The organism is Pseudoduganella buxea (assembly GCF_009720835.1).
Taxonomy (GTDB): domain Bacteria; phylum Pseudomonadota; class Gammaproteobacteria; order Burkholderiales; family Burkholderiaceae_D; genus Rugamonas; species Rugamonas buxea.
Genome location: NZ_WNKZ01000083.1, coordinates 1 through 26,843, shown reverse-complemented (window position 1 = coordinate 26,843; position 26,843 = coordinate 1). Strand labels below are relative to the sequence as shown.

Below are 26,843 nucleotides of genomic sequence, written 5' to 3'. Positions count from 1 at the left end.
CTGCCCCGGCCGCCCCGCCATTCTGGCCGACATTGCCCGCCGCGCCGCTGCCACCGGTGCCGCCGCTACCGCCGGTGGCGTCGGCCGTGTTGCTGTTGCTGGCATTCGGACCCGATGTCGCCACGGCCGGCTGGCCGGGACCGCCCGCCGTGCCCGCCGCGCCCGGCACGGCACCCGAAGTGCCGGGCGCACCCGGCGAGCCGGTCACCGTCACGGCGTAAGCCTGGCTGACGGCCAGGGACAGCAGCAACGGCACCAGCCGCAGCTTGCGGCGGGTCGAACGGCACGGGAAGGGACTGGACGAGACGTCGGACGAGGAAATGGACGAGGTAATGGACAATGAGCGCATGGCGAACCTTCCCGTTTGGCATTGACGTGCCGCATGTGGTGGTGCCGCCACAGCCGTGAAACAGCCGTGCGGCTGCCGGCGCGGGGCACATTGCGCCTGGCTTGCAAATATGCTATCCACTAAGCGAGGCACGGACTCTGCCCGCATGCCGGGCTCACTGGTCAGAAATTATCGGATCGAAATGCCTGAAAATCCTTTAGCGGTCCTGAAACCCGGCTTAATCGTCCCTGAACGGCAGGCCTTGCGCACGCCGCTGCGGTTGGGCTCATTCGAGCTGTGGCCGGCAGCGCGCCGCCTGCATCAGGACGGCCGGCCCGTCGCCATCACGGCCCGCGCCTTCGACGTGCTGGCCCTGCTGGCGGCCCGCCATCCCGACCTGGTGGGCAAGGCCGAACTGATGAATAGCGTGTGGCCCGGCCTGGTGGTGGAGGAAAACAATCTGCAGGTGCAGGTTTCGCTGCTGCGCAAGATACTCGGGCGCGACGCCATCACGACCGTGCCCGGTTTCGGCTACAGCCTGAACCTGCCCGTAACCCCCGGCGCCGCGGGCACGGAGACATCACCGCCCGTCGCGCCCGGCATGCTGCATGGCCGGGCCGCCGACCTGGCCGAACTGCTCGAATTGATGGCACAGCACCGGCTGGTCAGCGTCCTGGGCACCTCCGGCGTGGGCAAGAGCCTGCTGGCACGTCATGCCACCGCCGGCATGGTGTCGGCATGGACGGACCTGGCCCCGTGCGCCGATGCCGACACGATGTTGCGAACCGTCGCCGGCACTGTCGGGCTGGATGCGGACGTGCCGTGCGTCCAGGCCCTGGTGCGCCATCTCGGCCGCCGCCCGTGCCTGCTGGTGCTGGACAATGCCGACCGCGTGGCCGGTGCGCTGCCGCCGCTGGTCGATGCGCTGCTGGCCCGCTCGGCCACCCGGGTGCTGGTGACGACCCAGGTGCGCCTGCACCTGCCGCAGGAGCAGGTATATCGCCTGACGCCGCTGGCGGTGCCGCCGCCCGGCAGCCCCTTGCCCGAAGCGCTGCAATACGGCGCGCTGGAACTGCTGGCGGCGCGTGCACGGGGGCATGACCACCGTTTCACGCTGGCGGGCCCAGTGTTGGCCGATGCGATCGAACTATGCCGGCAGCTCGACGGCCTGCCGCTGGCGCTGGAACTGGCTGCCGCGCGCATTCCGGCCCTGGGCGTGGCCGGCCTGCTGCGGCGCCTGGACGAGCGCCTGACGGTGCTGGCGACGGTGCATCCCGGCACGCAGGCGCGCCAGTGCAGCCTGTACGACGCGATTGCCTGGAGTTATGCCCTGCTGGAACCGGACGAGCAGGCCTTGTGGTGCGAGACGGCGCAGTTGCCGGCGCCGTTCTCGCTGGAGGACCTGATGGCACGGCAGGCTCGGCGCGATATCGGCCGCACGCTGGACCTGCTGGGCACCCTGGTGGAACGGTGCCTGCTGCGCTTCGACGCCACACCTGCGCCCGGCTATACGATGAGTGCTTCGCACCGGCAGTTCGCGCTGAGGCAGCCGCAGCCAAGGGGACAGGCCCTCAACGCCCCAGCAGCTCACCGATCGCCGCATCCAGCCGGTTGAAGTCGATGGGTTTCGTGAAGTGGGCGTCGAAGCCGGCCTGGGCCGCCGCCTGCTTGTCCGCTTCCTGGCCCCAGCCCGTGACGGCGATCATGGCGATGTCCGTGCTCCACGGCGCGGCGCGGGTGCGGCGGGCCAGTTCGTAGCCGTCGATATCGGGCAGGCCGATGTCGACCAGCGCGCAATCCGGCCGGAACTGCTCCAATGCGGCCAAGCCGGCCAGGCCCGTGTGGGCGCTGCGCACGGTGTGTCCCAGCAGTTCCAGCGCCATCACGAGCGTTTCGGCGGCGTCGACGTTGTCGTCGATGACGAGCACGCGCGTGCTTTGCCGGCGTGGCGTGACGGCCTGGTCGGACGGCTCGGCGGGCGCGTCCGTCGGAGCTTGCGTGGGAGCCACCAGCGGCAGCCGCACCTGGAACACGCTGCCGTGGCCCAGGCCGTTGCTGCGGGCCGCGACGGCGCCGCCGTGCAGTTCGGTCAGGCCCTTGACGAGCGCCAGCCCGATGCCCAGGCCGCCGGTGGAGCGTTCCAGCGGCGGCGTCAGCTGGGAGAACATGTCGAAGATGCGCTCCAGGTGTTCGGGCGGTATGCCGGCGCCCGTATCGGCCACTTCGATCACGGCAAAGTCGCCGTCGATGCCGGCCGACAGGGTCACGGCGCCGCCCTCGGGCGTGAACTTGCTGGCGTTGTTGAGCAGGTTGCAGGCGATCTGCGTCAGCCGGGTGCGGTCGCCGTCCACCAGCAGCGGCCGCTCGGGCAACCTGGTCGACAGGGTCTGGCCGGCCGCCGCCGCCGCCGGCATGACGGATTCGACCGCGTTGGCCAGCAGCGGCCCCAGGTCCAGCACCTCGCGCCGCAGGTCCAGCTTGCCCTGCGAGATGCGCGACACTTCCAGTAAATCGTCCACCAGGTGGGTCAGCTGGTCCAGCTGGCGCTGCAGCACAGCCTGGCCCCAGTGCCACAGCGAAGCGTCATCCGGGCGCTGGCGCCACACTTCCAGCACGTTGGCGAACGGCGCCAGGGGATTGCGCAGTTCGTGGGCAAGGGTGGCGATGAACTCGTCCTTGCGGCGGTCCTCGCGCGCCAGCGCCTCGTTCAGGCCGCGCTGGCCCGCCTCGGCCGTTTCGGCCCGCTGCCGGGCGTTGATCAGCTCCCGTTCGTATTTCTTGCGGTCCGTCGCCACCATCGCACCGATCTCGTCGGTGAAGCTGCCGTCCGCCTCGCGCCGCAGCGCATTGAGCAGCATCGGCACGCGGCGGCCGTCCCGGTGCACGAGGTCCAGCTGCACTTCGGCGATCGAGCCCTGCATCTGCAGCAACGGCAGCCAGTGGGTCAGGTGGAACAGGCGCGCGCCCATCGGCATCAGGTCGACGAAGCGCTCGCGCCCTTCCAGTTCGTCGCGCCGGTAGCCCAGCCAGTTGCAGAAGGTGTCGTTGACGCGCTCGATCAGGCCGTTGCTGCCCGCGATCAGGAGGCCGCACGGGGCCCGCAGCCAGGCGGCATCGGGCGCGGGCACGGCGCGCTGTTCCATGTCAGCCGCGCCCGTCCACGAAGCGGCGAATCGCGTTCACGCTGGCATCCGGGGCGCTCAGGTGCGGGCAGTGGCCGGTATTGTCGATCAGCACGTACTCGCTGTTGGGAATGACCCGGTGAATATATTCCCCCACCGACACGGGCGCGACGAAATCGTCGGTGCACTGCAGGATCAGGGTCGGCAGCCGGCTGTGGGCCAGGTCGGCCCGGTGGTCGGACAGGAAGGTGACGCGGGCAAAATGCTTGGCGATTTCCGGGTCGGTGCGGCAGAAGCTGTTGGTCAGCTCCTCGCGCAGGTCGGGCCGGTCGGGCGCGCCCATGATCTGCGGCGCCACCACGCTGGACCAGCCCAGGTAATTGCTTTCCATCGTGTCGAGCAGGTCGTCGATATCGGCGCGGGTAAAGCCGCCCCGGTAGCCGTCCTCGGGATCGTCGATATAGCAGGCCGACGGGCCCACCATCACCTGCGACGAGAACAGCTCCGGCGCCCGGTTCGTCGCCAGCAGGGCGATCATCGCGCTGACCGAATGGCCCACCACGGTGACGGGGCCCTGCGCGACATGGCGCACGATCTGGAGCAGGTCGTCCGCATGGCCGTGCAGGGTGCCGTAGCGGCTGCGGTCGTAGGCGGCCAGGTCGGACTTGCCGCTGCCCAGCAGGTCATACAGGATCACCGTGTGCGAGCCCGTGAAGGCCGGCACCATGTAGCGCCACATGTTCTGGTCGCAGCCGAAGCCGTGGGCGAAGACAATGGCCGGGCCTTTCCCGAGCACGGTGATATTGTGTTTTTGCTGCAGTGTCATGGGCACGCCGCTGTGACGAAAGAGGATGACATTTTAACAGTGAGTCCGCCCCCCGCGCGCAAGCGTGCGCCCCCCGCGGCCGGCTCAGTGCAGCTTGATCGGCGCCACCGTCGTGCCCTCGCCCACCTCGATGGCGGCCGCCTCGAAGCCGGGTGGGCCGAACTTGCCGGCCGCGTCGCGGCTGAAGCCGTAGTTCTCGCTGGGGATGCCCAGCAGGTTGCGATCGAGCTTGCCGTTGCCGTTTTCGTCATGGTAGGCCAGCACGGCCCAGGTCCCGGGCGGTACGTTTTCCACCGTCACCGTGGTGGTGCCGGCCCTGGCGGGCACCGAGGCACTGTATGCGCAGTCCTTCAGGAAGCGCTCCTTGTCGCACACGGCCACGTTGACCTTGCCGGTCGTGCCTTCGACGGCCGAGACGCGCACTTCGACGGTGGCGGCGCCCGTCTGCGACGCCAGCATGATCGAGAAAATACCGCAGCATCGTGCGAAACCGCTTCGTGAAAACATGGAACTCCTTTTTCCTGTAGTTGGGGTGGCAGGCCCACCGGCACGGTGGACCAAATCGCCGATGACCCGCTGCCGGACAGTGCGCGGCTTCTCGCCTATGTTACGCTGTGACGGTCCCCAATCGAACCTGTCACCCATGCTCGCCAATGCCGTCATCGTCGTGGTCACCGTCGTGCTGATGGAGCTGTTTTCCATCGTCGCCCACAAGTATGTCATGCACGGCTTCGGGTGGGGCTGGCACCGCTCGCACCACGAGCCCCGCACCGGCTGGTTCGAGAAGAACGACCTGTATGCCGTCGTCTTCGCCGGCATCGCCATCGCGCTGATTTGGTACGGCACGCGCGGCTGGCACCCGCTCGAATGGATCGGTGCCGGCATGACGGCCTACGGCATGCTGTACTTCATTGCCCACGACGGCCTGGTGCACCGCCGCTGGCCGTTCACCTACGTGCCCCGGCGCGGCTATCTGAAGCGCCTGTACCAGGCCCACCGCATGCACCACGCCGTGGCCGGCAAGGAAGGCGCCGTGTCGTTCGGCTTCCTGTACGCGCCGCCCGTGGCCACGCTCAAGCGCCAGCTGCATGCGCTGCACCAGGGTCCGCCGCGCCAGCATGGCCGGGACGGCGCCACAAGGTCGCCGGACGGGGCGGCATCGTCCGCAGACGCGACGTAAGCACCGTCCCGCTGGCCTTGGCCAGCAACCACAGTTTCGTCGCCTTCGACGTGCCCACGCGCTCGTCCCACGCATGCGCGCCGCGCCGCTTCACTTCGATGCCGATCTGCCGGTAGACGTTGCGCGCCGTGGCGATGGCCCAGGCCGAACGGGGCGGCAAATCGGCGATGCCGGCAAGGGCCGAGTCGTAATACGGTTCCGCATGGTCGACCAGGCGCGCCGCCACCGTGGCCAGCGCGGCCCGGTGGCGCGGGTGCGCCACCTGGTCCAGCGGAATGCCGGCCTCGCGCAGCCACCGGGCCGGCAGGTAGCAGCGCCCCATCTGCGCATCCTCGACGATGTCGCGGGCGATATTGGTCAACTGGAAGGCCAGGCCCAGGTCGCACGCACGGTCCAGCACATCCGCGCGCGTCACGCCCATGATCGAGGCCATCATCAGCCCGACGACGCCGGCCACGTGGTAACAGTAGCGCAAGGTGTCGTCGATGGTTTCATAGCGCGTCTCATTGACGTCCATCGCGAAGCCGGCCAGGTGGTCGAAGGCAAAAGCGGGCGGGATGGCATGGCGCAGCGCCACTTCCTGGAAGGCGGCAAAGGCCGGGTCGCGCATCGGCTCGCCCGTGTAGGCGCGGCGCGTCTGCGCCTGCAGGCCGGCCAGCGCGCGCACCGCCTCGGCGCTGTCCTGCGCCACCGCGTGCATGCCCAGGTCCTGGCCGTCGACGACGTCGTCGCAATGGCGGCACCAGGCATACAGCATCAATACGCTGCGCCGCGTTTCCGGCGGGAACAGCCGGGCGGCGGCGGCGAAACTCTTCGAGCCCACTTCGATGGTGCGCTCGGCGTGCGCCATCAACGCTTCGCTCATGCCAGCGCTCCTTCCAGCATCAGGCCGGCCGTGGCCTTGGCCGAACCGATCACGCCGGGCACGCCGGCACCGGGGTGGGTGCCGGCGCCCACCAGGTACAGGTTGGCCAGCTCGGCGTCGCGGTTATGGGGCCGGAACCAGGCGCTCTGCGTCAGGATCGGTTCCAGCGAAAACGCCGAGCCCACGTGGGCATTGAGCTGGTCGCGGAAGTCATGCGGCGTGAAGATGCGGCTCGTGACGAGCTGGCTGCGCAGGCCCGGCATGTAGCGTTCCTCCAGGTAGGCGAAGATGCGGTCGCGGTAGCGCGGTCCTTCCACGTCCCAGTCGATCGGCGCATTGCCCAGGTGCGGCACGGGCGCCAGCACATAGTGGCTGCCGCAGCCGGGCGGCGCCAGCGACGGATCGGTCACGCAGGGCGCATGCAGGTACAGCGAGAAATCGTCGGCCAGGGTGTCGCCCTTGAAGATGTCGTCGATCAGGCCCCGGTAGCGCGGCCCGAAGCACACCGTGTGGTGCTGCAGCTGGCTGTGGTGGCGGTCCAGGCCGAAGTACAGCACGAACAGGGAATTGGAGAAGCGCTTCTTCGTCAGCGCCTTGCCTTCGGCCACGCCGCGCGGGTGCTGGCCCAGCAGCGCGGCATAGGTATGCACCACGTCGGCATTCGAGGCCACGGCATCGGCGGCGAAGCGGCGGCCGTCTTCCAGCAGCACGCCGCTCACCCGCGCGCCGCTGGCCTCGATGCGGGCCACGGGCGCGTTCAGCTCGATGCGCCCGCCGATATCCTGGAACAGGCGCACCAGCGCATCGACCAGCGCACCGGTACCGCCGCGCGGGAACCACACGCCCCAGCGCCGCTCCAGTGCGTGGATCAAGGTGTAGATCGACGACGTGGCAAACGGATTGCCGCCCACCAGCAGCGAGTGGAACGAGAAGGCCTGGCGCAGGTGCTCGTCCTGGATGAACTTCGACACCAGCTTGTAGACGCTTTGCCAGGCTTGCAGCCGCGCCAGTTGCGGGCCGGCCTGGATCATGTCGCGGAAGGACAGGAAGGGCACGGCACCCAGCTTCAGGTAGCCTTCGTCGAACACGGCTTTCGAATACGACAGGAAGCGCTGGTAGCCGGCCACGTCGGCCGGGTTCAGCGCGTGGATCTGGCGGTCCAGTGCCTCCTGGTCGTTGGCGTAATCGAAGTGGCTGCCGTCTTCCCAGCACAGGCGGTAGAACGGCGCCACCGGCAGCATCTCGACATAGTCACTCATGCGCTTGCCGGCCACGGTGAACAGCTCCTCCAGCGCGGACGGGTCGGTGATGACGGTGGGGCCGGCGTCGAACACGAAGCCCTGGTCCTCGTAGACATAGGCGCGACCGCCCGGCTTGTCGCGCTTTTCCAGCAGCGTGGTCTGCACCCCGCCGGCCTGCAGGCGGATCGCCAGCGCCAGGCCGCCGAAGCCGGCGCCCACGACCACGGCAGTTTTTGCTTCACTCATTCGGGTTTTTCCTGATTTGACGAGGGTGGATCTTGCATGCGGCGGCAATGGCCTGCCGCACGGGAACGGGGGGCTTGCCGGCCACCAGCCGGGCCATGTCCCCCAGTTGCAGGCGGCCCGCATAGAAGCGGGCGATCAGCGGCGGCGGCAGCCGGTAGAAACGCTGCATCACGCGCCAGCGGTCGTCCGGCAGGCCGGCCAGGAACAGCATGCGGTTCAGCAGCCGGAAGAAGCGCTGCGAGCGCCAGGCCGCCGCCGCCTCGGCGTGGATGGCCTCGCGCAGCGCCGGCGCGCGCAGGTCCGTCAAGGTGGCGATGCGGTCGGCCAGGCGCACGGCATGGGGCAGCGAATAGCCCGTGGTCGGGTGGAACAGGCCGGCACGCAGGCCGGCACAGGGCTGCGCGCCGAGGTCGGCCCAGTAACGCTCGAAGTCGCCGGCCAGCACGATCGGCAGCGAGCCCTGTTCCTCGCGCAGCACCTCGGCCACCTGCCAGCCGCGCGCCTGCGCGTAGGCGGCGATATTGGCGCGCAGCCGGGCCGGCTCCCACGCGGCGCTGTCGATATAGTGGGTGTCCTCGATCAGCACGCGGTCCGGTCCGAACGGCAGCAGGTAGACGAAGCGGTAGCCGCCCTGCTGGGCCACGCTGGCATCCATGATGACGGGCGCCGACAGGCCATGGGGCGCGGTCAGCCGCACTTCCTGGCCGAAGAAGGTCTGGTAGCCCAGCGCCAGTTGCGTGCTGGCGCCCATGCCGGTGCCGTCGATGACGGCGCCCGCCTCCAGCACAGTGCCGCCGGCCAGCCGCACCGACGTCGGCGTGATCGCTTCGATCCGCGTGCCCAGCAGCACGGCACCATCGAGGTCGCGTTCGATGACGCGGGCGAAGTCGCCGGACGCGATGCTCGCGTAGCCCCCTTCCAGCGTGCGGGACAATTCGGGGAAGACGACGTCGTAGCGGGGCCAGCGCGCCGACACCAGTTGCGCGGTCCAGGCGCGCTGGCGGGCCGTCAGGTCGCTGTCGTGGAAGGACCACGTGTGGTTGCCGCCGATGCGGTCGGCCGCCTCGATCAGGAGGATGCTCAGGGCCGGCCGCAAGCTGCGCAGGCGCCAGGCGATCAGGCTGTTGGCCAGGCCGCCGCCGGCCAGGATCACGTCGTATGCGGCGCCGCTCATGCTGCCCTCATGCGCTGGCGCTGGCCGCAGCGTCGGCCCCTTGCAGGCCCAGCGCCTTCTCGACGATATCGGCGGCGCGCGGCGCGCCGCCCGCATGGAGCACGGTGCCGGCCATCGTGTCGAGCCGGTGGCCGAACGCCGGCTCGTCCAGCAGCCGGCGCAGGTGCCCTGCCAGCTGGCGCGCGCTGGCCAGGCGCGGCGAGGCGCGCAGGCCGATGCCGGCATGACTGATGCGGGCGGCCACGCCGGGCTGGTCGAAGGCGATGGGCAGCGCCAGGATGGGCGTGCGCCCGGCAATCGCATCCATGGCCGTGTTCAGGCCCGCGTGCGACACCACCGCATCGGCGCAGGCCAGTACTTCCTGCTGGGGCGCGAAGGCACAGACCCAGTCCGCCCCGGCCTTGACAATGGCTTCGCACTGGCGCGCATCCAGGCCGCCGCAGTGCGCCACCAGCAGCTGCACGTCGAGCATGCGGCAGGCCTGGGCGATGCGGCGGAACAGGCCGAAGCGCTGGCCCTGGAGGGTGCCGAGCGAGGCGAAGACGAACGGCCGGTCGCCCGTGATGGGCGGCATCGGGCTGCTGGAGACGGCCTTGGCGGCGCCATGACGCAGCGGGCCGACATGGTGGAAGTGGGCCGGCAGGTGGCGGCGCGGGAAGTCGAAGGCGGCCACCGTCTGGCTGATCTGCGCCAGCGGCGACAGGCACTCGTGCAGCATGCCGCGCACGGGGATGCCGAAGGCGCGCGAGCGCGTTTCGATGACGCGGCGGTGCGGCGCCATCATCCAGTCATACACGCGCGTGCTGCCTTCGACCATCTTCAACGCGCGTTCGTCCTGCCCCCAGGCGAATGGCATCACGGGCAGCGGCACGCCGGCCTCGCGGTTGACGGGCAGCGCGCAGGCGACGGAAACAAGGGGCAGTTCCAGCGCCTCGGCCACCAGGCCGGCGGCCGCTTCCATCTGGTCGCCCACGATGGCGTCGATGCCGAGCGCCTCGATGGCGGCCGGCAGCTCGCGGCACAGCATGTCGGTCGATTGCGCCATGTCGACGATGACGCGGCGCAGGCCCAGCGGGCTGCCGGGATTGGCGGCGCGGCGCAGCGATGCCGCCAGTGAGCCGGGCGGATGGGTCGTGGCGCCGACGGCATGAAAGCCGAGGCGGGCGTCGGTGACGTAGCCGGCTGCGTCCGGGCGGTGCAGGAAGGTAACGCGGTGGCCGCGCTCGACCAGGACCAGCGCGAGGGCCGCCAGCGCATTGAAATGGCTGTGGAACGCAGGTGCCACCACACCGAAATGCGCCATGCGATGCCTTTCGTTCCGTGGCTCAGCCAATGCGCGCGTCGAGGCGGGCCGCCGGCCGCGCCACGATGCCGCTGACATAGCGCGCTTCCGGCGCCGCCTGCGGAAACAGCCGCTCGACGAAGCGGCGCGTGCGCGAGCGGGCGCCGACGGCATCGTGCAGGTGGCGCTCCGCTTCCTGCAGGTAGCCGTTCAGCCGGCGCGCCGCTTCGGCCGAGCCGAGCGTGGAAATAAAGGTGGCCTTGCCGGCATCCTTGCCCGTGTCCTTGCCGGTGATGGCGCTGTCGCTGCCGTCGGCGAAATCGTCGCGGATCTGGAAGGCGTGGCCGGCGGCCAGCGCGAAAGCGCGCAAGGAGCCGGCGACCTGCTCGTCCGCCTGCGCCACGATGGCGGCCATTTCGACGGTGACGCCCAGCAGCACGCCCGTCTTCAGTTCATTGGTCGTGGCGATGTCGTCCGCCGAGCGCTTGCCGCCGCCATGCAGGTCCTGGAACTGGCCCCGCGCGAGGCCCTGGGCACCGACCGTCTCGGCCAGGGTGCAGACCAGGCGCGAACGCACGGCCGGGGCGATGTCCTGGGCCGCCGACAGGATGCAGAAGGCACGGCTGAGCAGCGCGATCGAGGCCAGGATGGCGACATCCTCGCCGAACTGCACGTGCACGGCCGGCCGGCCGCGGCGCAGACGGGCGTTGTCCATGCACGGCATATCGTCCAGCACCAGCGACGACGCATGCACCAGCTCGACGGCGCAGGCCACGTCCAGCAGCGCCGGCGACGTGCAACCGAGGTCGCGCGCAACAAGCATCAGCAGCAGGGGCCGCATGCGCTTGCCGCTGCCCAGGGCGGCGGCGCGCATGGCCCCGGTCAAGGCATCGCCCTGCTCGCCTTCCGGCAGCAACTGCCCGATGCGCGCATCGACGGCCTGCCGCACGAGCTGGACCTCATCCTCCGAAGGCTCGGCCCGTTCGATACTCCCGCTGAACCGCCGTGTCTCTGTCGCCATGCCTATCCTTCCGCCGCGCCCGGTTATGATGAGTTTGATAAGTCTTCAGTTCATGATACCGCATGGATTTTGATGCATGGTTACCCATTCAAGCGTGCGATGGAAGTTTTTTTCAAATCCCGCTGCCGTGCGGCATGGAAGGCGGGACAATCGCGGGTCAGCTTATGGCTGAGCTCCAGCAGGGTCCGTTAGTGACGAACAGTCGCGCTTGCCATGCGCCGGATATGCCGGCTTGTTTTGTCGATGGAACTTACATCCCACCGGCGGCGTAACCGCCTTTTAGTTATAAGCGTCTGATAAGCCGGGGGTTTTCTTGATTGGCATACTCCTTGCAGTCGTGTGTCTGCATCCTGCGGATTTCACAAGAGGAGATGACGATGACATCATCCGTGCACGCGCGACTTTTCCTGGCCTACGTCGCCGCTTCGGCGATCCTGCCGGCGCATGGGCAGGTACCGGCGCCAGTTATCGGCCCGTCTCCCGCCACCATCTACCTGCCGGGCGGGGCGGCGGCTTCACCGGCGGACGCCACGACCCGGATCAAGGATATCAAGGCGCTATCCGCCCCGGAACAGCCTGCCGGCAAAAACGTGGATGCCGCCACGCGCGAATTCCTGTCGCGTAACAGCAAGGAACTGGGCCTGGACGGCACGGCCGGTACCTTCCCGGTGGTCGAAAGCAAGGATTTCCCCACGGGCAAACGCATCCGGCTGCAACAGAACTTGAACGGCATGCGGGTTATCGGCGGCAATATCCAGATCGCCGTATCGAATGCCGGCACGGTCGAATCCGTGGCCAAGAATGTCGTCACCATCCCGGCGGGGAAGAAGGGCAGCATCCCGACGGCCGCCAAGCTCGACGAACAGGCGGCGAAGGATATCGCATGGAACGACCTTGGCGTGACCGGGGAACTGATCGAGCCGCCCGATATCGAAAAGGCTTACCTCAATGAGCAGGACGTCCTCACGCTGGTGTACGTCATCAAACTGGCCGTCACCGAGCCTTTCGGCTACTGGGAATACACGGTCGATGCCACGACGGGCCGGATCGCCGCCAAGCGGGATCGCCGCATCAAGCGCTTGACGGGCCAGGCCGATGCCGCCAGCGCGACACCGCGCCTGCCCATTCCCCGGATCGCGGCCGAACGGGCGTTTCGCATGGCGTCGGCCAGCAAGGCCTTCCACGCCGTGCCCGTCGTACCGGGCAGCGACAGCGTCAAGGGCTATATCTTCGAGACCAATCCCGTTACTGCCATCAAGGATGGCACGCTCCTTTACGGCGATCCGCCGAACCGCTTCAACGACGCCTACCGGCAGGTCAGCCACAGCCATGCCAGCCGGGCGAACCAGCAGATCGTGCTGAAGAATGCCTTCGTTCGCATCGAGGATTTCGAACCCGGCGTGGGCGGGCGAACGATGGCGCCGTCGACCGCCAGCGTGGAGTGGACGGCCCGGCGGGGCGATAACGCCTTCAACGACTTCATGACCTTCTACCACATCAGCAGCAACCTGGAATACCTTCGCAAGCTGGGATACCGGGGCACGGGTGAGCTGTTTCCGAACGGCCTGGCGGTGGACACGGACGGGTTGATGGGCGCGGACCAGTCCCATTATGTCCCCGGCAGCGACCGCTTGGGGTTCGGCCACGGCTGCGTGAACGATAACGAAGACACGGACGTCATCCTGCATGAACTGGCCCACGCCATCCACTATCACCTGAATCCGGACTGGTACGGGGGCGATTCCGGCGCCATCGGCGAAGGCTTCGGCGACTACTGGGCGGTGTCGTACCGCCTGCGCGCACCCGGCGGCTGGGACTTCCTGCCTGGGAAGGTGTTCGTGTGGGACGGTATCGATGCCTGCTGGGGCGGCCGGCGGGTCGACCGTGCCAACGCCAGGTTCGCGCCGTCGCGACGCTACCAGGCGCACGAGGCGCTGGGTGGCTTCATTGCCGACGAGCTGTGGTCCACGCCGCTGGTGTCGTCGCTGCTCGAATTGCGGGCGCTGGGCGAATCGATCGAATCGGTGGACGCCGTGATCCTGGCCGGCATGACGACCATCGGCAGCGCCTTCGACATGCCGGCACTGGCGCGCAAGACGGTCGAAGCGGCGAAAACACTCGCGCCGGGCAAGCCCCACGCCCAGGTCCTTGAGAACAATTTTCGCAAGCACGGCATTTTGCAGTGATCCTCCCCTCCCCGCACGGGGCCAGCATGCAGGCGACGACACCGAAAGGAAGAGCGATGAAGAATGGGATACTACTTGGAGCAGTTTGCCTGTCGCTGGCCATCACGGGCTGCGCCGGCTTGCGGGTCAGCCAGGAACGGCCGGCGTCGACGGCCCAGGGGGACGGCAGCGCCGCCGCGCCGGTGCTCGACCGCGTTCCCGGCATTCCCATGCGGGTCAAGGTGCCGGTACTGGTGCACGAAACGAAGCAGTTGGAGGAACGCTATGAGATCGCGTTGACCTTGTACCGGGAAGGCACCGAGAAGCCCCTGCTGTCGCCCGGGTCGGTGACGCTGCGCTGCGCCACGCAGGCGGAGACGTTCCGCGAAGTGGCCGACCTGCACAGCAAATTGCCGGAGAGCGGCACCCTGCCCGAAGTGACCCAGGCGATGAACGACGCCATCGAGCGCCTGGTCAAGCAAAGCGACAAAACGCTGGGCGAATGCCGTACGCCGGTGGCCAACCTGCTGAAGCAGGAATCGCGCGTTTCGGAGACGCGCTACTACATCACCCATGTCGTGCCCTTGTTCGGCAGCGGCGCCGGCACGTTCAAGCTGGCGGGCGACGGTACCCTGACCGAATCGACGACCAGCGCGACGGACGAGACCGGCAAAACCCTGCTGGGCCTGTTTCCCGTCAAGGAAAAGCTGTCGCTCCGGTGGGGAATCACGGCGCCACCGGCAGCGGTGAAAAAGGGCCTGCCCCCCAAGCCGACACCACTTTACCTGCTCGACGTGACGGTCACGCCGAAACCGCTCCTCTACACCTATCGCAAGGACCTGGCGGCGGCGGCCGGCGACACCGTCCGCACGGTACCGAAGGCGCTGACCCGCGACGACAAGGATGCCGAACTGGTGTCGGTCCAGGCCGCGGACGAGCCACCGCCGCCCAAGCCGGACCCCAAGGCATTCCACCTGAAGGGCTCGATCACGCCGCCGGAGCCGGCCAAGTAGGCCGCACTGCTACGTGACAACTCCCGTAGCCGGGAATCTCGCCGTATCGACAACTCGTCGCTGCCCCAGCCGGGCTGCCCTGGGGTGCTGCCACTGCGAGGCAGGCAAGGTGTCCGGTCAGGCCGGGGACATTCGTTCCAGCGCCTGCGCCGAGGCGAGCAGGCCGCCCAGGATCCTGTCGGCCACCTGTTCGGAAAACCCGGCAGGAAGTTCGGCGCGTACCTTGTCGATGACGTCGGTCGTGCGGGCGATGAAATCCTGCAGCAGCGGCTCGGCGTCCGCGCCGTAGCCGACCGCTTTCGCAGTGCTGTTGAAGTGGCGCCGCTGTATGCCATGCGCCAGGTAGTGCCGGTTGCGCCCGAGCAGGGCCATTGCCATCTTGAGCGTCCGTTCGCCCCACTGGTTCGGACCCGGGCCGATCACCGGATAGCCGGACATCACATCATAGATCGGCGTCAGCTTGAAGCGCCCCGCACCGGCAAGCAGCTGGATACTGAAGTTCTTGGCGTGGCCGTCCGGTGCGCGCAGCATCCAGAACAGAAGTTGCGAGGCCATCAGCGTGTGCATGTCGGCCGCGCCCTGCTGCGATTGCTGCAGCAGGGTGAACATCTGCTTCAAGCCGGGCCCGCCGTCATGTTCGTATTTCAGCAGCGGGGAGGTGCCGGTTGCCTGGCAAAGGTCCTCCTGCACAAGCCGGTACAGCTGCCTGCCGTCGGCCGAACGCGTGCGGTCGAAGCGCTCGACGACGAGCACGCGTTGCGCGCCAAATGTCGCTATCTCCGCATTGGCCGTGGGCAGCCCGAATTGCCTGAAGAGGCGCAGGCACAACCACTCGTTGTCGACCGACGTGGTGAAGTCGGCCCGCTTCCCGCCTACCATCCCGATGGGGAGCTTGAAGATGTGCGTCGTCGGCGTGGCACCGCGCGGCTTCATCCATTTTCCATCCCACCGGAGGAATGCGTCTTTCTCCTGCGCCCCGGCAAGCGAAATGCGGAAGTCGTCATCGACAGCATCGGCGGCGCCGTGCCGTTCCAGGTTCACCACTTCCAGCAGGTGGCGCTCGATGTCCTCCTCGCTGACGACGATGCCGTCGACCTGAGCATTCCCTTCCGGCTCGGTACCTTCCGGCAGCAGCTGCAAGGCGCCGACGCAGTCCCGGCCAACGGCCGCGAGCAGGTCGACAGCGTCGAGGGAGCCTGTCTTGAATCGGGTTGCAATTCGCTTGCGAATGATGTCGCTGTCCGGCAGCAAGCCCTCGAAGTAGTTCGAGACATTGGCGCCCTTGAGCGGCTCATTGCGCAGATTGAACGGCAACGACAGCGAGATGGGGCGACCGAGCCTTGATTGACGCCAGCCGGCGTCGTACGCCAGTTCGGAGATGCCATTGGGGTTGACCGTCCAGCGGCCGACGTAGTCGCCATTGGCCCACAGGTGCAGTGTCTGGCTGTGCGAGCGGCGGCCCATGACTACCACTCCGCCGCGGTGCTGGCCGTGGAGGTATCGCGCTCGCCCAGGAGCAGGTCCAGCCCGAGGACGGAACACCAGCTCAGCAACTGCTTGACGCTGATTTCGTCCGCATGGCTCTCGAGGTATGAAATACGGTTCTGGCTCAAGCCGACACGCGTCGCCACAGCCGCCTGGGTGAGCTTGTGCCGCTTGCGGGTCGATACGAGCAACTGGCCCAGCTGCGACGCGGTGAGCAGGAGTTGAGGGTTGGGTTCAGGAGTCATCTTACGTATCCGCTATCCAGATACATGAATTTTATCTGAATTTCGGATAATTTGAATATATCCGTATAACGGATATAGATGCTATGTCCGTATGGCGGATAATTTTTGTGGTCCCTCGATGAGGACTGCGATCTTCGACACTTGCAATGACATTGCTCCAGTTTGAGCATGAGAACAGTTCAACAACACAGCTTCTCCCCAGAAACGACAAAGGGTCACAGCGCTGAACGCTGCGACCCTTCGATTTTATTGGTGCCGGCTGCCGGTTTCGAACTGGCCACCTGATGATTACAAATCAACTGCTCTACCAAATGAGCTAAGCCGGCGAAACTTTTCGGGGACCTTGCGGTGCGGCGGCAGGTCCCTTACGGTCGAGAATTATAGCCTATTTGATGCGCGTCAGGGTGGGGCGGCCGGCCTTTTTGGGCGCGTCGCCACCGTCGTCTGGGCCGTTGTCGTCGTCGCTGCGCGGGGCCGGCACGGCTGCCGGGGCCGCGGCGGGCGACGGCACGGACGACAGGATCGGCGTGGCCGGTTCTTCCGCGGCGCTCGGGGCGGCGGCGGGGGCCGACGTGCCCAGTTGCGGCTCGAACGCCATGCCCTGGCCGTTCTCGTTGGCGTAGATGGCCATCACATTGTTGACGGGGATGTAGATTTCGCGCGAGACGCCGCCGAAGCGGGCGTGGAAGCGGATGCTGTCGTTGTCCATCTTCAGGCCCGAGGTGGCGCCGTAGCTGATGTTCAGGACGATCTCGCCCTTCTTGACGTATTCCATCGGCACGGTGGTGGCGGCATCGACCTTCACGGCCAGGTAGGGCGTGTAGCCGCTGTCGGTGCACCATTCATAGATGGCGCGCAGCATATAGGGCTTGGTGGAGATTTCGGACATAGGGTGGCGGTAGAAAAACAGTGTCAGGCGAAGCGGTGTCAGGCGGGCAGCGCCACGCCGCACGGGCGGCGTGGCTGGTACAGCGAAAGCTTACGCGAAAGCGCCGATCAGCGGCGCATCACTTTCTCGGACGGCGTCAGCGCTTCGATATAGGCCGGACGCGAGAAGATGCGTTCGGCGTATTTCATCAGCGGCGCGGCCGTCTTCGACAGTTCGATGCCGTAGTGATCCAGGCGCCACAGCAGCGGGGCCACGGCCACGTCCAGCATCGAGAACTCGTCGCCAAGCATGTACTTGTTCTTCAGGAACAGCGGTGCCAGCGTCGTCAGGCGGTCGCGGATTTCGGCACGGGCCTTGTCGTGGCTCTTGTCGTTCGTCTTGTTGCGTTCGCTTTCCAGCGTGTGCACGTGGACGAACAACTCCTTTTCGAAGTTGAACAGCATCAGGCGGGCACGGGCACGCATCAGCGGGTCGGCCGGCATCAGTTGCGGGTGCGGGAAGCGCTCGTCGATGTACTCGTTGATGATGTTCGATTCGTACAGGATCAATTCACGTTCGACGAGGATCGGCACCTGGCCGTAGGGATTCATCGTCGAGATATCTTCCGGCTTGTTGAACAGGTCGACGTCGCGCACTTCGAAATCCATGCCTTTTTCAAACAGGACCAGGCGGCAGCGCTGCGAGAATGGGCAGGTGGTGCCCGAGTAGAGAACCATCATTTTGCTAGTTCCTTAGAAACAAAGCGGGGCGAGACCGCGAAAACGGTTCACCCCAGTTGGGCCGCCCGCTTGCGGCGGGCAGCGCAAAAATCCGTGCCGGCCCGCTTCGCAGCTTGCCGGCACACGCTAATTATTTGACTTCTTTCCAGTACGAGGCGTTCAGGCGCCAGGCCAGGAATGCGAAGACGGTCAGGAACAGCACGACCCACACGCCCAGCCGCTTGCGCAGTTGCTGGGCCGGTTCGGCCATCCATTCCATATAGCCCACCAGATCCGCCACCGCGGTGTCGAATTCCAGTTTGCTCATGGTGCCGGGGGTGAGCTGCTCGAAGCCGGCAAACTTGTGGATCGTCTTGCTGGCATCGTGCGGATCTTTCTCCGTCACCATTTTTGCACCTTGTATCCCTTGCAACTGCCACAGCACGTGTGGCATGGCCACGTTCGGCAAGACCAGGTTGTTGAAACCGGTCGGGCGCGTATCGTCCTTGTAGAAGGTGCGCAGGTACGTGTACAGATAGTCGCCGCCCGTTCCGCCCGGGCCCGCCTTGGCGCGCGCGATCACGGATAAATCCGGCGGCACCACGCCAAACCAGGCCTTGGCATCCTTGGCCGGCATCGACGTGGTCATCATTTCGCCCACTTTTTCGCCCGTGAACAGCAGATTGTTCTTGATCTGCTCTTCCGTCAGGCCGAGGTCGCGCAGGCGGTTATAACGCATCGAAGACGCATTATGACAGTTCAGGCAGTAATTGACGAACAACTTGGCGCCATTTTGCAAGGCAGCCATGTCGTGCGAGCGGTCCGGGGCCCGGTCCAGCGGGTGGCCGCCCTCTGCCGCGAAGGCCAGCGCGGGCAGCAGGGCCAGCAGTGCAAGAATTTTCTTGTGGAAATTCATTCTACGTATCCTTTGCGTTTATCGGCTCAGTGGGCGTGGAAGGTGACGCGGTCCGGCACTTTCTTGAACGTCCCCATGGCACTCCACCACGGCATCAGCAGGAAGAACGCGAAGTAATACAAGGTGCACACCTGCGACACGATGGTGCCGATCACGCTTGGCGCCTGGGTGCCCAGGTAGCCCAGCGCCAGGAAGGCCAGCGCCAGCAGGGTGTACAGGTATTTGTGCCATTGCGGACGGTAACGGATGGATTTCACCGGCGAATGGTCCAGCCATGGCAGGAAGGCCAGGATGACGACGGAGCCACCGAAGAACACGACACCCCAGAATTTCGCATCCAGCACCTGCGGCAGCATGCCGATGATGGCGACGATGGCGATGGCGGCAATGACGGCCTTGGCAACGAACGACAGGCGCGACTTGAGCCACAGGAAGGCGACATAGGCGGCCGTGGCGAACATCAGCACCCACATGAATTCGGCCGTGGTGGCGCGCAGCACCGAGTAGAACGGCGTGAAATACCAGGTCGGGGCGATGTGCAACGGCGTCTTCAACGAGTCGGCCGGCAGGAAGTTGTTATATTCCAGGAAATATCCGCCCATTTCCGGCGCGAAGAACACGACGGTGGAAAAGATCAGCAGGAAGATCGACACGCCGAACAGGTCGTGCACCGTGTAATAAGGGTGCGACGGAATCGAATCGACGGGATGACCGTCCGGGCCCAGGTTTTCCTTCACTTCGATGCCGTCCGGGTTGGACGAGCCCACTTCATGCAGCGCGATCAGGTGGGCAGCGACCAGGCCCAGCAGAACGAGCGGAATGGCGATGACGTGGAAGGCGAAGAAGCGGTTCAGGGTGGCGTCGGAGACGACGTAGTCGCCGCGGATCCACAGCGACAGGTCCGGACCGATCAGCGGAATGGCGCCGAACAGGTTGACGATCACCTGCGCGCCCCAGTACGACATCTGGCCCCATGGCAGCAGGTAGCCGAAGAAGGCCTCGGCCATCAGGCACAGGAAGATGGCGAAACCGAACAGCCAGATCAGTTCACGGGGCTTGCGGTAGGAACCGTACAGCAGGGCCCGCGTCATGTGCAGGTAGATGACGATGAAGAAGGCCGACGCACCGGTGGAGTGCATGTAGCGCACCAGCCAGCCCCACGGCACTTCGCGCATGATGTATTCGACGGAACCGAAGGCCAGGTTGGCGTCCGGCTTGTAGTGCATCGTCAGGAAGATGCCCGTGACGATCTGCAGCACCAGCACCAGCATGGCCAGCGAACCGAAGATGTACCAGAAATTGAAGTTTTTCGGGGCGTAGTATTTGCCCCACTGGTCGTTCCACAGCTTGGTCAGTGGAAAGCGGTCATCGACCCAGCCCAGCGCTTTCTGCGCCGCCGGTGCATCGGCCGGGAATTTCGTCTCCTTGAACGCCGCCATGTTATGCCTCGCCTTTCTCGTCTTTGCCGATCAGGATCTTGTTGTCGCTCAGGTACATATGGCGCGGCACCACCAGGTTGTCCGGTGCCGGCTTGTTCTTGAAGACGCGCCCGGCGATATCGAAGGTGGAACCATGGCAGGGGCACAGGAAGCCGCCGGCCCAGTCGTCCGGCAGCGAAGGCTGCGGGCCGGGCACGAACTTGGTCGACGGCGAGCAGCCCAGGTGGGTGCAGATGCCGACGGCAACGAGGATTTCCGGTTTCCGGGAGCGGTGTTTGTTGATGCAGTATTCAGGCGTGAATTCGTCCGGATTGCGCTCCGACGCGGGGTCGGCCACTTCGCCGTCCAGCTTCGGCAAGGAAGCAAGCATTTCCGGCGTGCGCTTCAGGACCCAGACGGGCTTGCCGCGCCATTCGACGGTGCGCATTTCTCCGGGCTGCAAGGTGGAGATGTCTATTTCGACCGGTGCACCGGCCGCCTTGGCACGCTCGGACGGCTGGAAAGTGCTGACCAGTGTGCCTGCTGTACCCAAACCCACGACGCCACCCGCCGCACATGTTGCGACCAACAAGCCTCGCCGGCTGGGATCGACCTGCTTCTCGATGCTCATACAAACCCCAATCTTTATAAAAATTCGAATCTTTGATAAGCGACAACAGACCATCTTGCAACATTAAATTATAAGTGAACAGCATCACTTATTAAAGCGAAACGTTGCAAAGTGCTCAAGCTTGCCGGATGCTGCACTGCAGGGTAAAAACCCCGGTGTTCCGTTCGCCACGGGTCAAAATACAGAGTGCCGCGTCATTGTGCAACTGGCCAAAATGTCCCATCGTCCGCCAGCGATGTCCCGCTTTCCCCCACGGCCCGCTTGGGACAAGATTGAAAAAACAGTATCATCGCAGCATCCCTTACTGATGGAGAGTTACATGGCTATGCTGCACGAGTTCAAACAGTTCGCGATGAAAGGCAACGTCATCGACCTGGCCGTCGGCGTCATTATCGGTGCGGCCTTCGCCAAAATCGTCGATTCTCTCGTGCAGGACATCATCATGCCGCCCATCGGCAAGCTGATCGGCGGACTCGATTTCGCCAATTACTACTTGCCGCTGAACAACCAAGACCCGAACCTGAGCCTCGTCGAAGCCAAGAAACTGGGCGCCGTGCTGGCCTACGGTAACTTCCTGACGATCCTCCTGAACTTCGTCATCCTCGCCTTCATCATCTTCCAGATGGTGCGCCTGGTGCACAAGGCGCGCAACAAGCTCGAAGCGAACGCCAAGCCGGCCGAAGAAGCGCCGCCGGCAGAGGATATCGTGCTGCTGCGCGAAATTCGCGACGCCCTGCGAAAATAGCCATCCGGGGCCACAATGGCTCCTCCCTAACTTGCCATCTGAAACAAACTCATGCGACGACTCTGGTTATTGTTTGCGCAAGCGGTGACCATCGTCCTGGCACTGTATTTCGTGTATTCCGCCGTCGGCCGGGACTTGCCCCGTGCCCGTCCCGGCACCGTGCAGCAGCTGGGCACGGCCACGCAGCCGGCCGCCGCCACGGTGGCGGCGCCCGCACCCACGCCCGGCTCGTTCCGCTCGGCCGCCAGCCGGGCCATGCCGGCGGTGGTCAACATCCTCACGTCGAAGGCCGTGCAGCGCAAGCATCCGCTGCTGCGCGATCCGTATTTCAAGCGCTTCTTCGGCGACCGCGAAGGCGAGGAGGAGGCAGATGACCAGAACAGCCTGGGCTCGGGCGTCATCGTCAGCACGGACGGCTATATCCTGACCAATTTCCACGTGGTCGAAGGCGCCGACGAGATCGAGGTGGTGCTGGCCGACGGCCGCAAGGGCGCGGCCCGGCTGGTGGGCACGGACCCGGAAACGGACCTGGCCGTCATCAAGATCGACCTGGACAAGCTGCCCGCCATCGTGCTGGGCCACGCCGACCAGGCCAAGGTGGGCGACGTCGTGCTGGCCATCGGCAATCCCTTCGGCGTCGGCCAGACCGTTACGATGGGGATCATTTCCGCGCTGGGCCGCAACAACCTGCACATCAACCATTTCGAGAACTTCATCCAGACGGACGCGGCGATCAACTTCGGCAACTCGGGCGGCGCGCTGATCGACACCAATGGCAACCTGCTGGGCATCAATTCGGCCATCTATTCGCAGACGGGCGGCTCGGTCGGCATCGGCTTCGCCATTCCCGTGACGACGGCGAAGACCGTGATGGAATCGATCATCAAGAGCGGCCACGTGGTGCGCGGCTGGATCGGCGTGGAATCGCAGGAGATCACGCCGGAACTGGCGCAAAGCTTCGGCCTGCAACGCGACAGCGGCGCCATCATCGCCGGCGTCGTGCGTAACGGCCCGGCCGACAAGGCCGGCATGAAGCCGGGCGACATCCTGCTCGACGTCGACGGCAAGCCCGTGCGCGACACGACGGAAATGCTGAACCTGATCGCCCAGCTCGAGCCGGGCGGCAAATCGACGATGCGCGTACTGCGCAAGAACCGCGAGGCCCAGCTGGCCGTCACCGTGGGCAAGCGCCCCCTCCCGAAAAAATAACGCATCACGCTGCAAAGAACAGGAAAAGACATCCCATGCATCTGCGCGACCTGAACGGCTACCTGCAGGAACTGGCCGAGAACAACAATCGCCCCTGGTTCATCATGAACAAGCCCCGCTACGACATCCTGCGCGAGGAATTCCTCGAACTGGTGACGGCGGTGATCGTCGAGCTGGGCAAATTCGACCCGGCCGTGAAGTTCTGCAATCCGAAAAAAGCAATGTTCCGCATCAACCGCGACGTGCGCTTCGCCCACGACAAGCGGCCCTACAAGACCAATTTCTCGGCCGCCGTGGCGCCGAACGACATGCGCCGCCCCAGCATGGCGGGCGGCCCGACCTACTACTTCCAGCTGAACGGCGCCGGCCAGCTGCAGTTCGGCGCCGGCGAGTACATGCCGCCACCGCACCGCCTGCGCGCACTGCGCCGTCACATGGTCGAGGACGCGGCGGGCTTTCGCAAGGTGCTGAACCACAAGGGCCTGAAGGCCCGCTACGGCACCATCCAGAACGAAGGCAAGCTGCAGCGGCCGCCGAAGGGCTTCGATGCCGACCATGAACACATCGAATTCATCAAGCTGAAAAGCTTCTTCATCTGGACCGATATCGACCTGGACCTGAACGACCCGGACGCCCTGCTGCCCCTGCTGGCCGCCGGCTTCAAGGACGCCTACCCGCTGGTGCAGTGGATGCGCGCGGCCAAGGTGGACGAGGAAGAGGCCGCCGCGTAAGCCGAAAAAACCGGGGACAGTCCCCTGTTGTCGGGCAAACTTGCCTTAAAACAGCGGATTGTCCTTGGTTTCACCCGGTTTCATCGCCGCGCAGCCAGGCTTCGATGAATTCCACGCAAACGCGCAGTTTCGCCGACGTCGACAGCCGCGACGGATAGATGGCCCACACGTCCGCCGGCTGCTCGTACGCCGGCAGCACCCGCACCAGCGTGCCCTGCGCCAGGGCGGGAGCGACATCCCAGACCGAGCGCAGGATGATGCCGTGGCCGTCCAGCGCCCAGCCGCGCACCACTTCGCCGTTGCTGGCCGACAGCGGCCCGCCCACCTTGACGCTTTCCACCCCGTTCGGGCCGTGCAGTACCCAGCGGCCGAAGTCCTCGTTGCGTTCGCGGATGACGATGCAGCGGTGGGTGGCAAGGTCGGCCAGCGTCGCGGGGCTGCCGTGACGGTCCAGGTAAGCCGGCGCCGCGCACAGCACGCGGGCGTTGGCGGCGATACGGCGCGAGATCAGGTGCGGCTCATGGGCCTGGCCCACGCGGATATCGAGGTGGAACTCCTCGCCAATGACGTCGACGGCGCGGTCCAGCAGCTCCAGCTGGATTTCCAGCTTCGGGTAGCGCAGCGCCAGCGCGGACAGGGCCGGCGCCACGCGGTTGCGTCCGAAACCGGAGCTGGTGCAGATGCGCAGCAGGCCGGCCGGCGCCTGCTTTTCCGTCGCCACCGCCTCGCCCAGCTGCTCGACGTCTTCCAGGATGCGCAGGGCCCACGCATGCACGGCCCCGCCCTGCTCCGTCAGCGCCACGCTGCGCGTCGTGCGGTGCAGCAAACGGGCCCCCAGGCAGTGCTCGAGTGTGGCAATCCGTTTGCTGACATAGGCGTTCGACACCCCCAGGGTACGGGCCGTGGCCGTGAAACTCGTGTGCCGCACAACAGCGCAGAACAGGTCGAGGTCATCCAGCAGGGGGCGATTATTCACGGAGCGTGCATGGTGAAGTTGCGAATTGGTCGATTATATCCAAGCGGTAAAGCGCTATGCTGCCTGCATCACCCCACAGGAGACCGTTGATGAAGACCCAACGCATTGCCGTCATTCCCGGCGACGGCATCGGCAAGGAAGTCATGCCAGAAGGCCTGCGCGCGCTGCGGGCGGCGGCCAGCCGCTTTGCCTTGCCCCTCGAATTCACCAGCTTCGACTGGGCCAGCTGCGACTACTACCTGGCACACGGAAAAATGATGCCGGACGACTGGTTCGCCCAGCTGCGCGAATTCGACGCGATCTACTTCGGCGCCGTCGGCATGCCGGACCTGGTGCCGGACCATGTATCGCTGTGGGGCTCGTTGCTGCAGTTCCGCCGCCGCTTCGACCAGTACGTGAATCTGCGGCCCGTGCGGCTGATGCCGGGCGTGCCCTGCCCGCTGGCGAACAAGCAGCCGGGCGATATCGACTTCTACGTGGTGCGCGAGAACACCGAGGGCGAGTACTCGTCCGTGGGCGGTCGCCTGTTCGAAGGCACCGAGCGCGAAACGGTGCTGCAGGAATCGGTGTTCACCCGCACCGGCACGGACCGCATCCTGAACTACGCGTTTGCGCTGGCCCAGTCGCGCCCGAAAAAACACCTGACCTCGGCCACCAAGTCGAACGGCATCTCGATCAGCATGCCGTACTGGGACGAGCGGGTCGAGGCCATCGCGCCCGCCTACGCCGACGTGAAGTGGGACAAGTACCACATCGACATCCTGTGCGCCCGCTTCGTGCTGAGTCCCGAGCGCTTCGACGTGGTGGTGGCCTCGAACCTGTTCGGCGACATCCTGTCCGACCTGGGCCCGGCCTGCACGGGCACGATCGGCATCGCCCCGTCGGGCAACCTCAATCCCGAGCGCACCTTCCCGTCGCTGTTCGAGCCCGTGCACGGCTCGGCACCGGATATCTACGGCAGGAACATCGCCAACCCGGTGGCGATGATCTGGAGCGGCGCCATGATGCTGGACTTCCTCGGCAATGGCGACACACGCTACCGCCAGGCCCACGACGCCATCATGGCCGCGATCGAACGGGTGCTGGTCGATGGCCCGCGCACGCCGGACATGCAAGGCACGGCCGACACCACGCAGATGGGCCAGGCCATCGCGGCGCTGGTCGGCTGATCCGCCGCGAGTGATACACGACGCGGGGCCTGGACGGCCCTGGGCGCAGTTCATGTCGCCGAATCGGCAGTTCATCGCACGCCGGTAGTGCCGGGCGGGCTTGCTCCCTATAGTTCAACCATCGCAACGAACCCCACCCGCCCAAGGAGCACATCATGAACATCGCCAAGAACATGGAAGCCATCTTCCTCTCCGCAGTCGTCATCATCGGCGCCACCAGCCTGGCCACGGCCGCCGTGCCGAAGCTGCAGCGCGCCGCCGCGCCGGCACCGGTTGCGACGGTTGCCACGAGCGTCACGGTGAAACAGGATGGCGCCATGCCGGTGGTAGTGGTGGCGGCCAAGCGCCTCTCCGCCGCCGAAAAAGCCGCCCTGTAAGCACCCTCACCTTTCGAAAGACGCCGATGAACAACTTCGTCAATGCCACGATGATGGCCGTGGCCCTCTACACCAGCGCAGCCGGCAGTGCGCAGGCCGGCGATATCGCCAGCCAGGCGCGTGCCGTCGATGCGCGCACGGTCAAGGTGGTGCTGGATGGCGTCATCGACCTGACGTTGAAGCAGGGACCCAGCGCGGCGCTGGTGATCTCGGGCGATCCCCGTTACCTGGCGAAGGTGATCGTGACCCAGCGCGGCGACACGCTGCGCATCGGCACCGACCTGAAAGGCATCCAGTTGGGCCGGCCCAACCTGCGCGCCGAGCTGGTCCTGCCGAACCTGAACGAGCTGGTGTCGGCCGGCGTGGGCAGCGCCGACGTGCACGGCTTCTCGGGCGACAAGGTGCGCGTGGCGCTGGACGGTGCCGGTGCGATCCGCGTGAACGCCCAGTACCGCAGCGTCGATGCGCACCTGAACGGCGCCGGCAGCATGACCGTCAATACGGGCCTGGCCGACAACGTCGACCTGAACCTGCGCGGCGCCGGCCAGATGGTGGTCAGTGGCCAGAGCCGCAACTTGCGCGCACGGCTGGGCGGCGTCGGCAGCCTCGATGCGCAGCAGCTGCGCTCGGACAGCGTGGACGTCGACATGACGGGCCTGGGCGGCGCCACCGTATACGCGAAAAGCTCCGCCAGCCTGCGCCTGACGGGCCTGGGCTCGGCCAATGTGTACGGCCAGCCGGCCAGCCGCAACGCCAGCGCGCGCGGCCTGGGCAACGTTACCTGGCACTGAGCCAGCCGGTCCCGCTGTCGGCGCCCCGCTGGCGGTCGTCTTGTCCGGCGCCGTCGCCGGTCGACCGCCGCAAGCCTTGCCCCGGCACGGGCTTCGGGGC

26 protein-coding genes, 1 tRNA gene and 1 pseudogene are annotated in these 26,843 nt (G+C 66.2%); 10 read left to right on the top strand and 18 right to left on the bottom strand.

The genetic code is table 11. The annotated features are described in order from the left end of the window. Nucleotides 1-349: pseudogene (locus GM672_RS22105) on the bottom strand (hypothetical protein); the annotation flags it as partial. Nucleotides 350-590: 241 nt separating this feature from the next. Between GM672_RS22105 and GM672_RS22100 the strand changes: the two are divergent. Beyond that, nucleotides 591-1,943: an ATP-binding protein gene (locus GM672_RS22100; RefSeq protein WP_170300191.1), complete on the top strand. Its 1,353-nt coding sequence runs from the start codon at nt 591-593 to the stop codon at nt 1,941-1,943. Here the strand turns inward: GM672_RS22100 and GM672_RS22095 are convergent. The 3 genes from GM672_RS22095 to GM672_RS22085 form a co-directional block, all read right to left on the bottom strand. Further along, nucleotides 1,900-3,471, bottom strand: a complete 1,572-nt coding sequence (locus GM672_RS22095; RefSeq protein ID WP_155472692.1) for a hybrid sensor histidine kinase/response regulator — start codon at nt 3,469-3,471, stop codon at nt 1,900-1,902. The genes GM672_RS22100 and GM672_RS22095 overlap by 44 nt on opposite strands. Nucleotide 3,472: 1 nt before the next feature. After that, on the bottom strand, nt 3,473-4,276 hold the full coding sequence (locus tag GM672_RS22090; RefSeq protein WP_155472691.1) for an alpha/beta fold hydrolase: 804 nt from the start codon (nt 4,274-4,276) through the stop codon (nt 3,473-3,475). A gap of 84 nt (nt 4,277-4,360) precedes the next feature. Then, the gene (locus tag GM672_RS22085) at nt 4,361-4,783 is read right to left on the bottom strand and encodes a DUF2141 domain-containing protein (RefSeq protein ID WP_155472690.1); all 423 of its coding nucleotides are present in this window, start codon (nt 4,781-4,783) and stop codon (nt 4,361-4,363) included. A gap of 136 nt (nt 4,784-4,919) precedes the next feature. Between GM672_RS22085 and GM672_RS22080 the strand changes: the two genes are divergently transcribed. Further along, nucleotides 4,920-5,456: a sterol desaturase family protein gene (locus GM672_RS22080; protein ID WP_211517407.1), complete on the top strand. Its 537-nt coding sequence runs from the start codon at nt 4,920-4,922 to the stop codon at nt 5,454-5,456. Here the strand turns inward: GM672_RS22080 and crtB are convergent. The 5 genes from crtB to GM672_RS22055 are packed head-to-tail and all read right to left on the bottom strand — an operon-like array spanning nt 5,350 to nt 11,285. Beyond that, a complete protein-coding gene (gene crtB, locus GM672_RS22075) occupies nt 5,350-6,321 on the bottom strand; it encodes a 15-cis-phytoene synthase CrtB (RefSeq protein ID WP_155472689.1) in 972 nt (323 codons plus the stop codon). The two genes, GM672_RS22080 and crtB, sit on opposite strands and share 107 nt — an antisense overlap. Beyond that, the gene (locus GM672_RS22070) at nt 6,318-7,808 is read right to left on the bottom strand and encodes a phytoene desaturase (protein ID WP_155472688.1); all 1,491 of its coding nucleotides are present in this window, start codon (nt 7,806-7,808) and stop codon (nt 6,318-6,320) included. The genes crtB and GM672_RS22070 overlap by 4 nt, the downstream gene beginning before the upstream one ends. After that, nucleotides 7,801-8,982 (bottom strand): lycopene beta-cyclase CrtY, encoded by a 1,182-nt coding sequence (gene crtY / locus GM672_RS22065; protein WP_155472687.1) that lies wholly within the window; start codon nt 8,980-8,982, stop codon nt 7,801-7,803. The genes GM672_RS22070 and crtY overlap by 8 nt, the downstream gene beginning before the upstream one ends. 7 nt (nt 8,983-8,989) lie before the next feature. Then, entirely contained in the window at nt 8,990-10,285 is a 1,296-nt protein-coding gene (locus tag GM672_RS22060) for a glycosyltransferase (RefSeq protein WP_155472686.1), read from the bottom strand. Between the two features lie 22 nt (nt 10,286-10,307). Beyond that, nucleotides 10,308-11,285 (bottom strand): polyprenyl synthetase family protein, encoded by a 978-nt coding sequence (locus GM672_RS22055; RefSeq protein ID WP_155472685.1) that lies wholly within the window; start codon nt 11,283-11,285, stop codon nt 10,308-10,310. A 377-nt stretch (nt 11,286-11,662) separates the two neighbouring features. On the opposite strand from GM672_RS22055, the gene GM672_RS22050 reads away from it, so the two are divergent. Together GM672_RS22050 and GM672_RS22045 are read left to right on the top strand one after the other, a co-directional pair. Beyond that, nucleotides 11,663-13,471, top strand: a complete 1,809-nt coding sequence (locus GM672_RS22050) for a hypothetical protein (RefSeq protein ID WP_155472684.1) — start codon at nt 11,663-11,665, stop codon at nt 13,469-13,471. A gap of 56 nt (nt 13,472-13,527) precedes the next feature. After that, the gene (locus GM672_RS22045) at nt 13,528-14,463 is read left to right on the top strand and encodes a hypothetical protein (protein WP_155472683.1); all 936 of its coding nucleotides are present in this window, start codon (nt 13,528-13,530) and stop codon (nt 14,461-14,463) included. 117 nt (nt 14,464-14,580) lie between these two features. Here GM672_RS22045 and GM672_RS22040 read toward each other — a convergent pair whose 3' ends face one another. The 8 genes from GM672_RS22040 to petA all read right to left on the bottom strand — a co-directional run bounded on the left by GM672_RS22040 (nt 14,581) and on the right by petA (nt 20,745). Further along, complete coding sequence (locus tag GM672_RS22040) at nt 14,581-15,927, bottom strand: type II toxin-antitoxin system HipA family toxin (protein ID WP_155472682.1); 1,347 nt, start codon at nt 15,925-15,927, stop codon at nt 14,581-14,583. 2 nt (nt 15,928-15,929) lie between these two features. Then, the gene (locus tag GM672_RS22035; protein WP_155472681.1) at nt 15,930-16,193 is read right to left on the bottom strand and encodes a helix-turn-helix domain-containing protein; all 264 of its coding nucleotides are present in this window, start codon (nt 16,191-16,193) and stop codon (nt 15,930-15,932) included. 250 nt (nt 16,194-16,443) lie between these two features. After that, nucleotides 16,444-16,519: transfer RNA gene (locus GM672_RS22030), tRNA-Thr, on the bottom strand. A gap of 59 nt (nt 16,520-16,578) precedes the next feature. Then, the gene (locus tag GM672_RS22025) at nt 16,579-17,082 is read right to left on the bottom strand and encodes a ClpXP protease specificity-enhancing factor (RefSeq protein ID WP_155472680.1); all 504 of its coding nucleotides are present in this window, start codon (nt 17,080-17,082) and stop codon (nt 16,579-16,581) included. 107 nt (nt 17,083-17,189) lie between these two features. Continuing rightward, entirely contained in the window at nt 17,190-17,801 is a 612-nt protein-coding gene (locus tag GM672_RS22020; RefSeq protein ID WP_090436157.1) for a glutathione S-transferase N-terminal domain-containing protein, read from the bottom strand. A 130-nt stretch (nt 17,802-17,931) separates the two neighbouring features. Continuing rightward, nucleotides 17,932-18,696, bottom strand: coding sequence for a cytochrome c1 (locus GM672_RS22015; protein ID WP_155472679.1), 765 nt, complete (start codon nt 18,694-18,696; stop codon nt 17,932-17,934). A gap of 26 nt (nt 18,697-18,722) precedes the next feature. Then, on the bottom strand, nt 18,723-20,135 hold the full coding sequence (locus GM672_RS22010) for a cytochrome b (RefSeq protein WP_155472678.1): 1,413 nt from the start codon (nt 20,133-20,135) through the stop codon (nt 18,723-18,725). Between the two features lies 1 nt (nt 20,136). Beyond that, nucleotides 20,137-20,745 (bottom strand): ubiquinol-cytochrome c reductase iron-sulfur subunit, encoded by a 609-nt coding sequence (gene petA / locus GM672_RS22005; RefSeq protein WP_155472677.1) that lies wholly within the window; start codon nt 20,743-20,745, stop codon nt 20,137-20,139. 319 nt (nt 20,746-21,064) lie between these two features. On the opposite strand from petA, the gene mscL reads away from it, so the two are divergent. From mscL to GM672_RS21990, 3 genes are read left to right on the top strand one after another with little or no spacing between them, the layout of a single operon-like run. Next, complete coding sequence (mscL, locus tag GM672_RS22000; RefSeq protein WP_155472676.1) at nt 21,065-21,490, top strand: large conductance mechanosensitive channel protein MscL; 426 nt, start codon at nt 21,065-21,067, stop codon at nt 21,488-21,490. Between the two features lie 51 nt (nt 21,491-21,541). Next, nucleotides 21,542-22,699, top strand: coding sequence for a Do family serine endopeptidase (locus GM672_RS21995; protein WP_155472675.1), 1,158 nt, complete (start codon nt 21,542-21,544; stop codon nt 22,697-22,699). Between the two features lie 35 nt (nt 22,700-22,734). Next, complete coding sequence (locus GM672_RS21990) at nt 22,735-23,430, top strand: DUF2461 domain-containing protein (protein WP_155472674.1); 696 nt, start codon at nt 22,735-22,737, stop codon at nt 23,428-23,430. Nucleotides 23,431-23,500: 70 nt separating this feature from the next. Here the strand turns inward: GM672_RS21990 and GM672_RS21985 are convergent, their stop codons facing one another. Then, the gene (locus tag GM672_RS21985; protein ID WP_170300190.1) at nt 23,501-24,406 is read right to left on the bottom strand and encodes a LysR family transcriptional regulator; all 906 of its coding nucleotides are present in this window, start codon (nt 24,404-24,406) and stop codon (nt 23,501-23,503) included. An 89-nt stretch (nt 24,407-24,495) separates the two neighbouring features. On the opposite strand from GM672_RS21985, the gene GM672_RS21980 reads away from it, so the two are divergent. From GM672_RS21980 to GM672_RS21970, 3 genes are all read left to right on the top strand, one after another. Continuing rightward, nucleotides 24,496-25,575, top strand: a complete 1,080-nt coding sequence (locus GM672_RS21980; protein WP_155472673.1) for a tartrate dehydrogenase — start codon at nt 24,496-24,498, stop codon at nt 25,573-25,575. A gap of 155 nt (nt 25,576-25,730) precedes the next feature. After that, nucleotides 25,731-25,952: a hypothetical protein gene (locus GM672_RS21975; protein ID WP_155472672.1), complete on the top strand. Its 222-nt coding sequence runs from the start codon at nt 25,731-25,733 to the stop codon at nt 25,950-25,952. A 26-nt stretch (nt 25,953-25,978) separates the two neighbouring features. After that, nucleotides 25,979-26,743, top strand: coding sequence for a GIN domain-containing protein (locus GM672_RS21970; protein WP_155472671.1), 765 nt, complete (start codon nt 25,979-25,981; stop codon nt 26,741-26,743). The last annotated feature ends 100 nt before the right edge of the window (nt 26,744-26,843 follow it).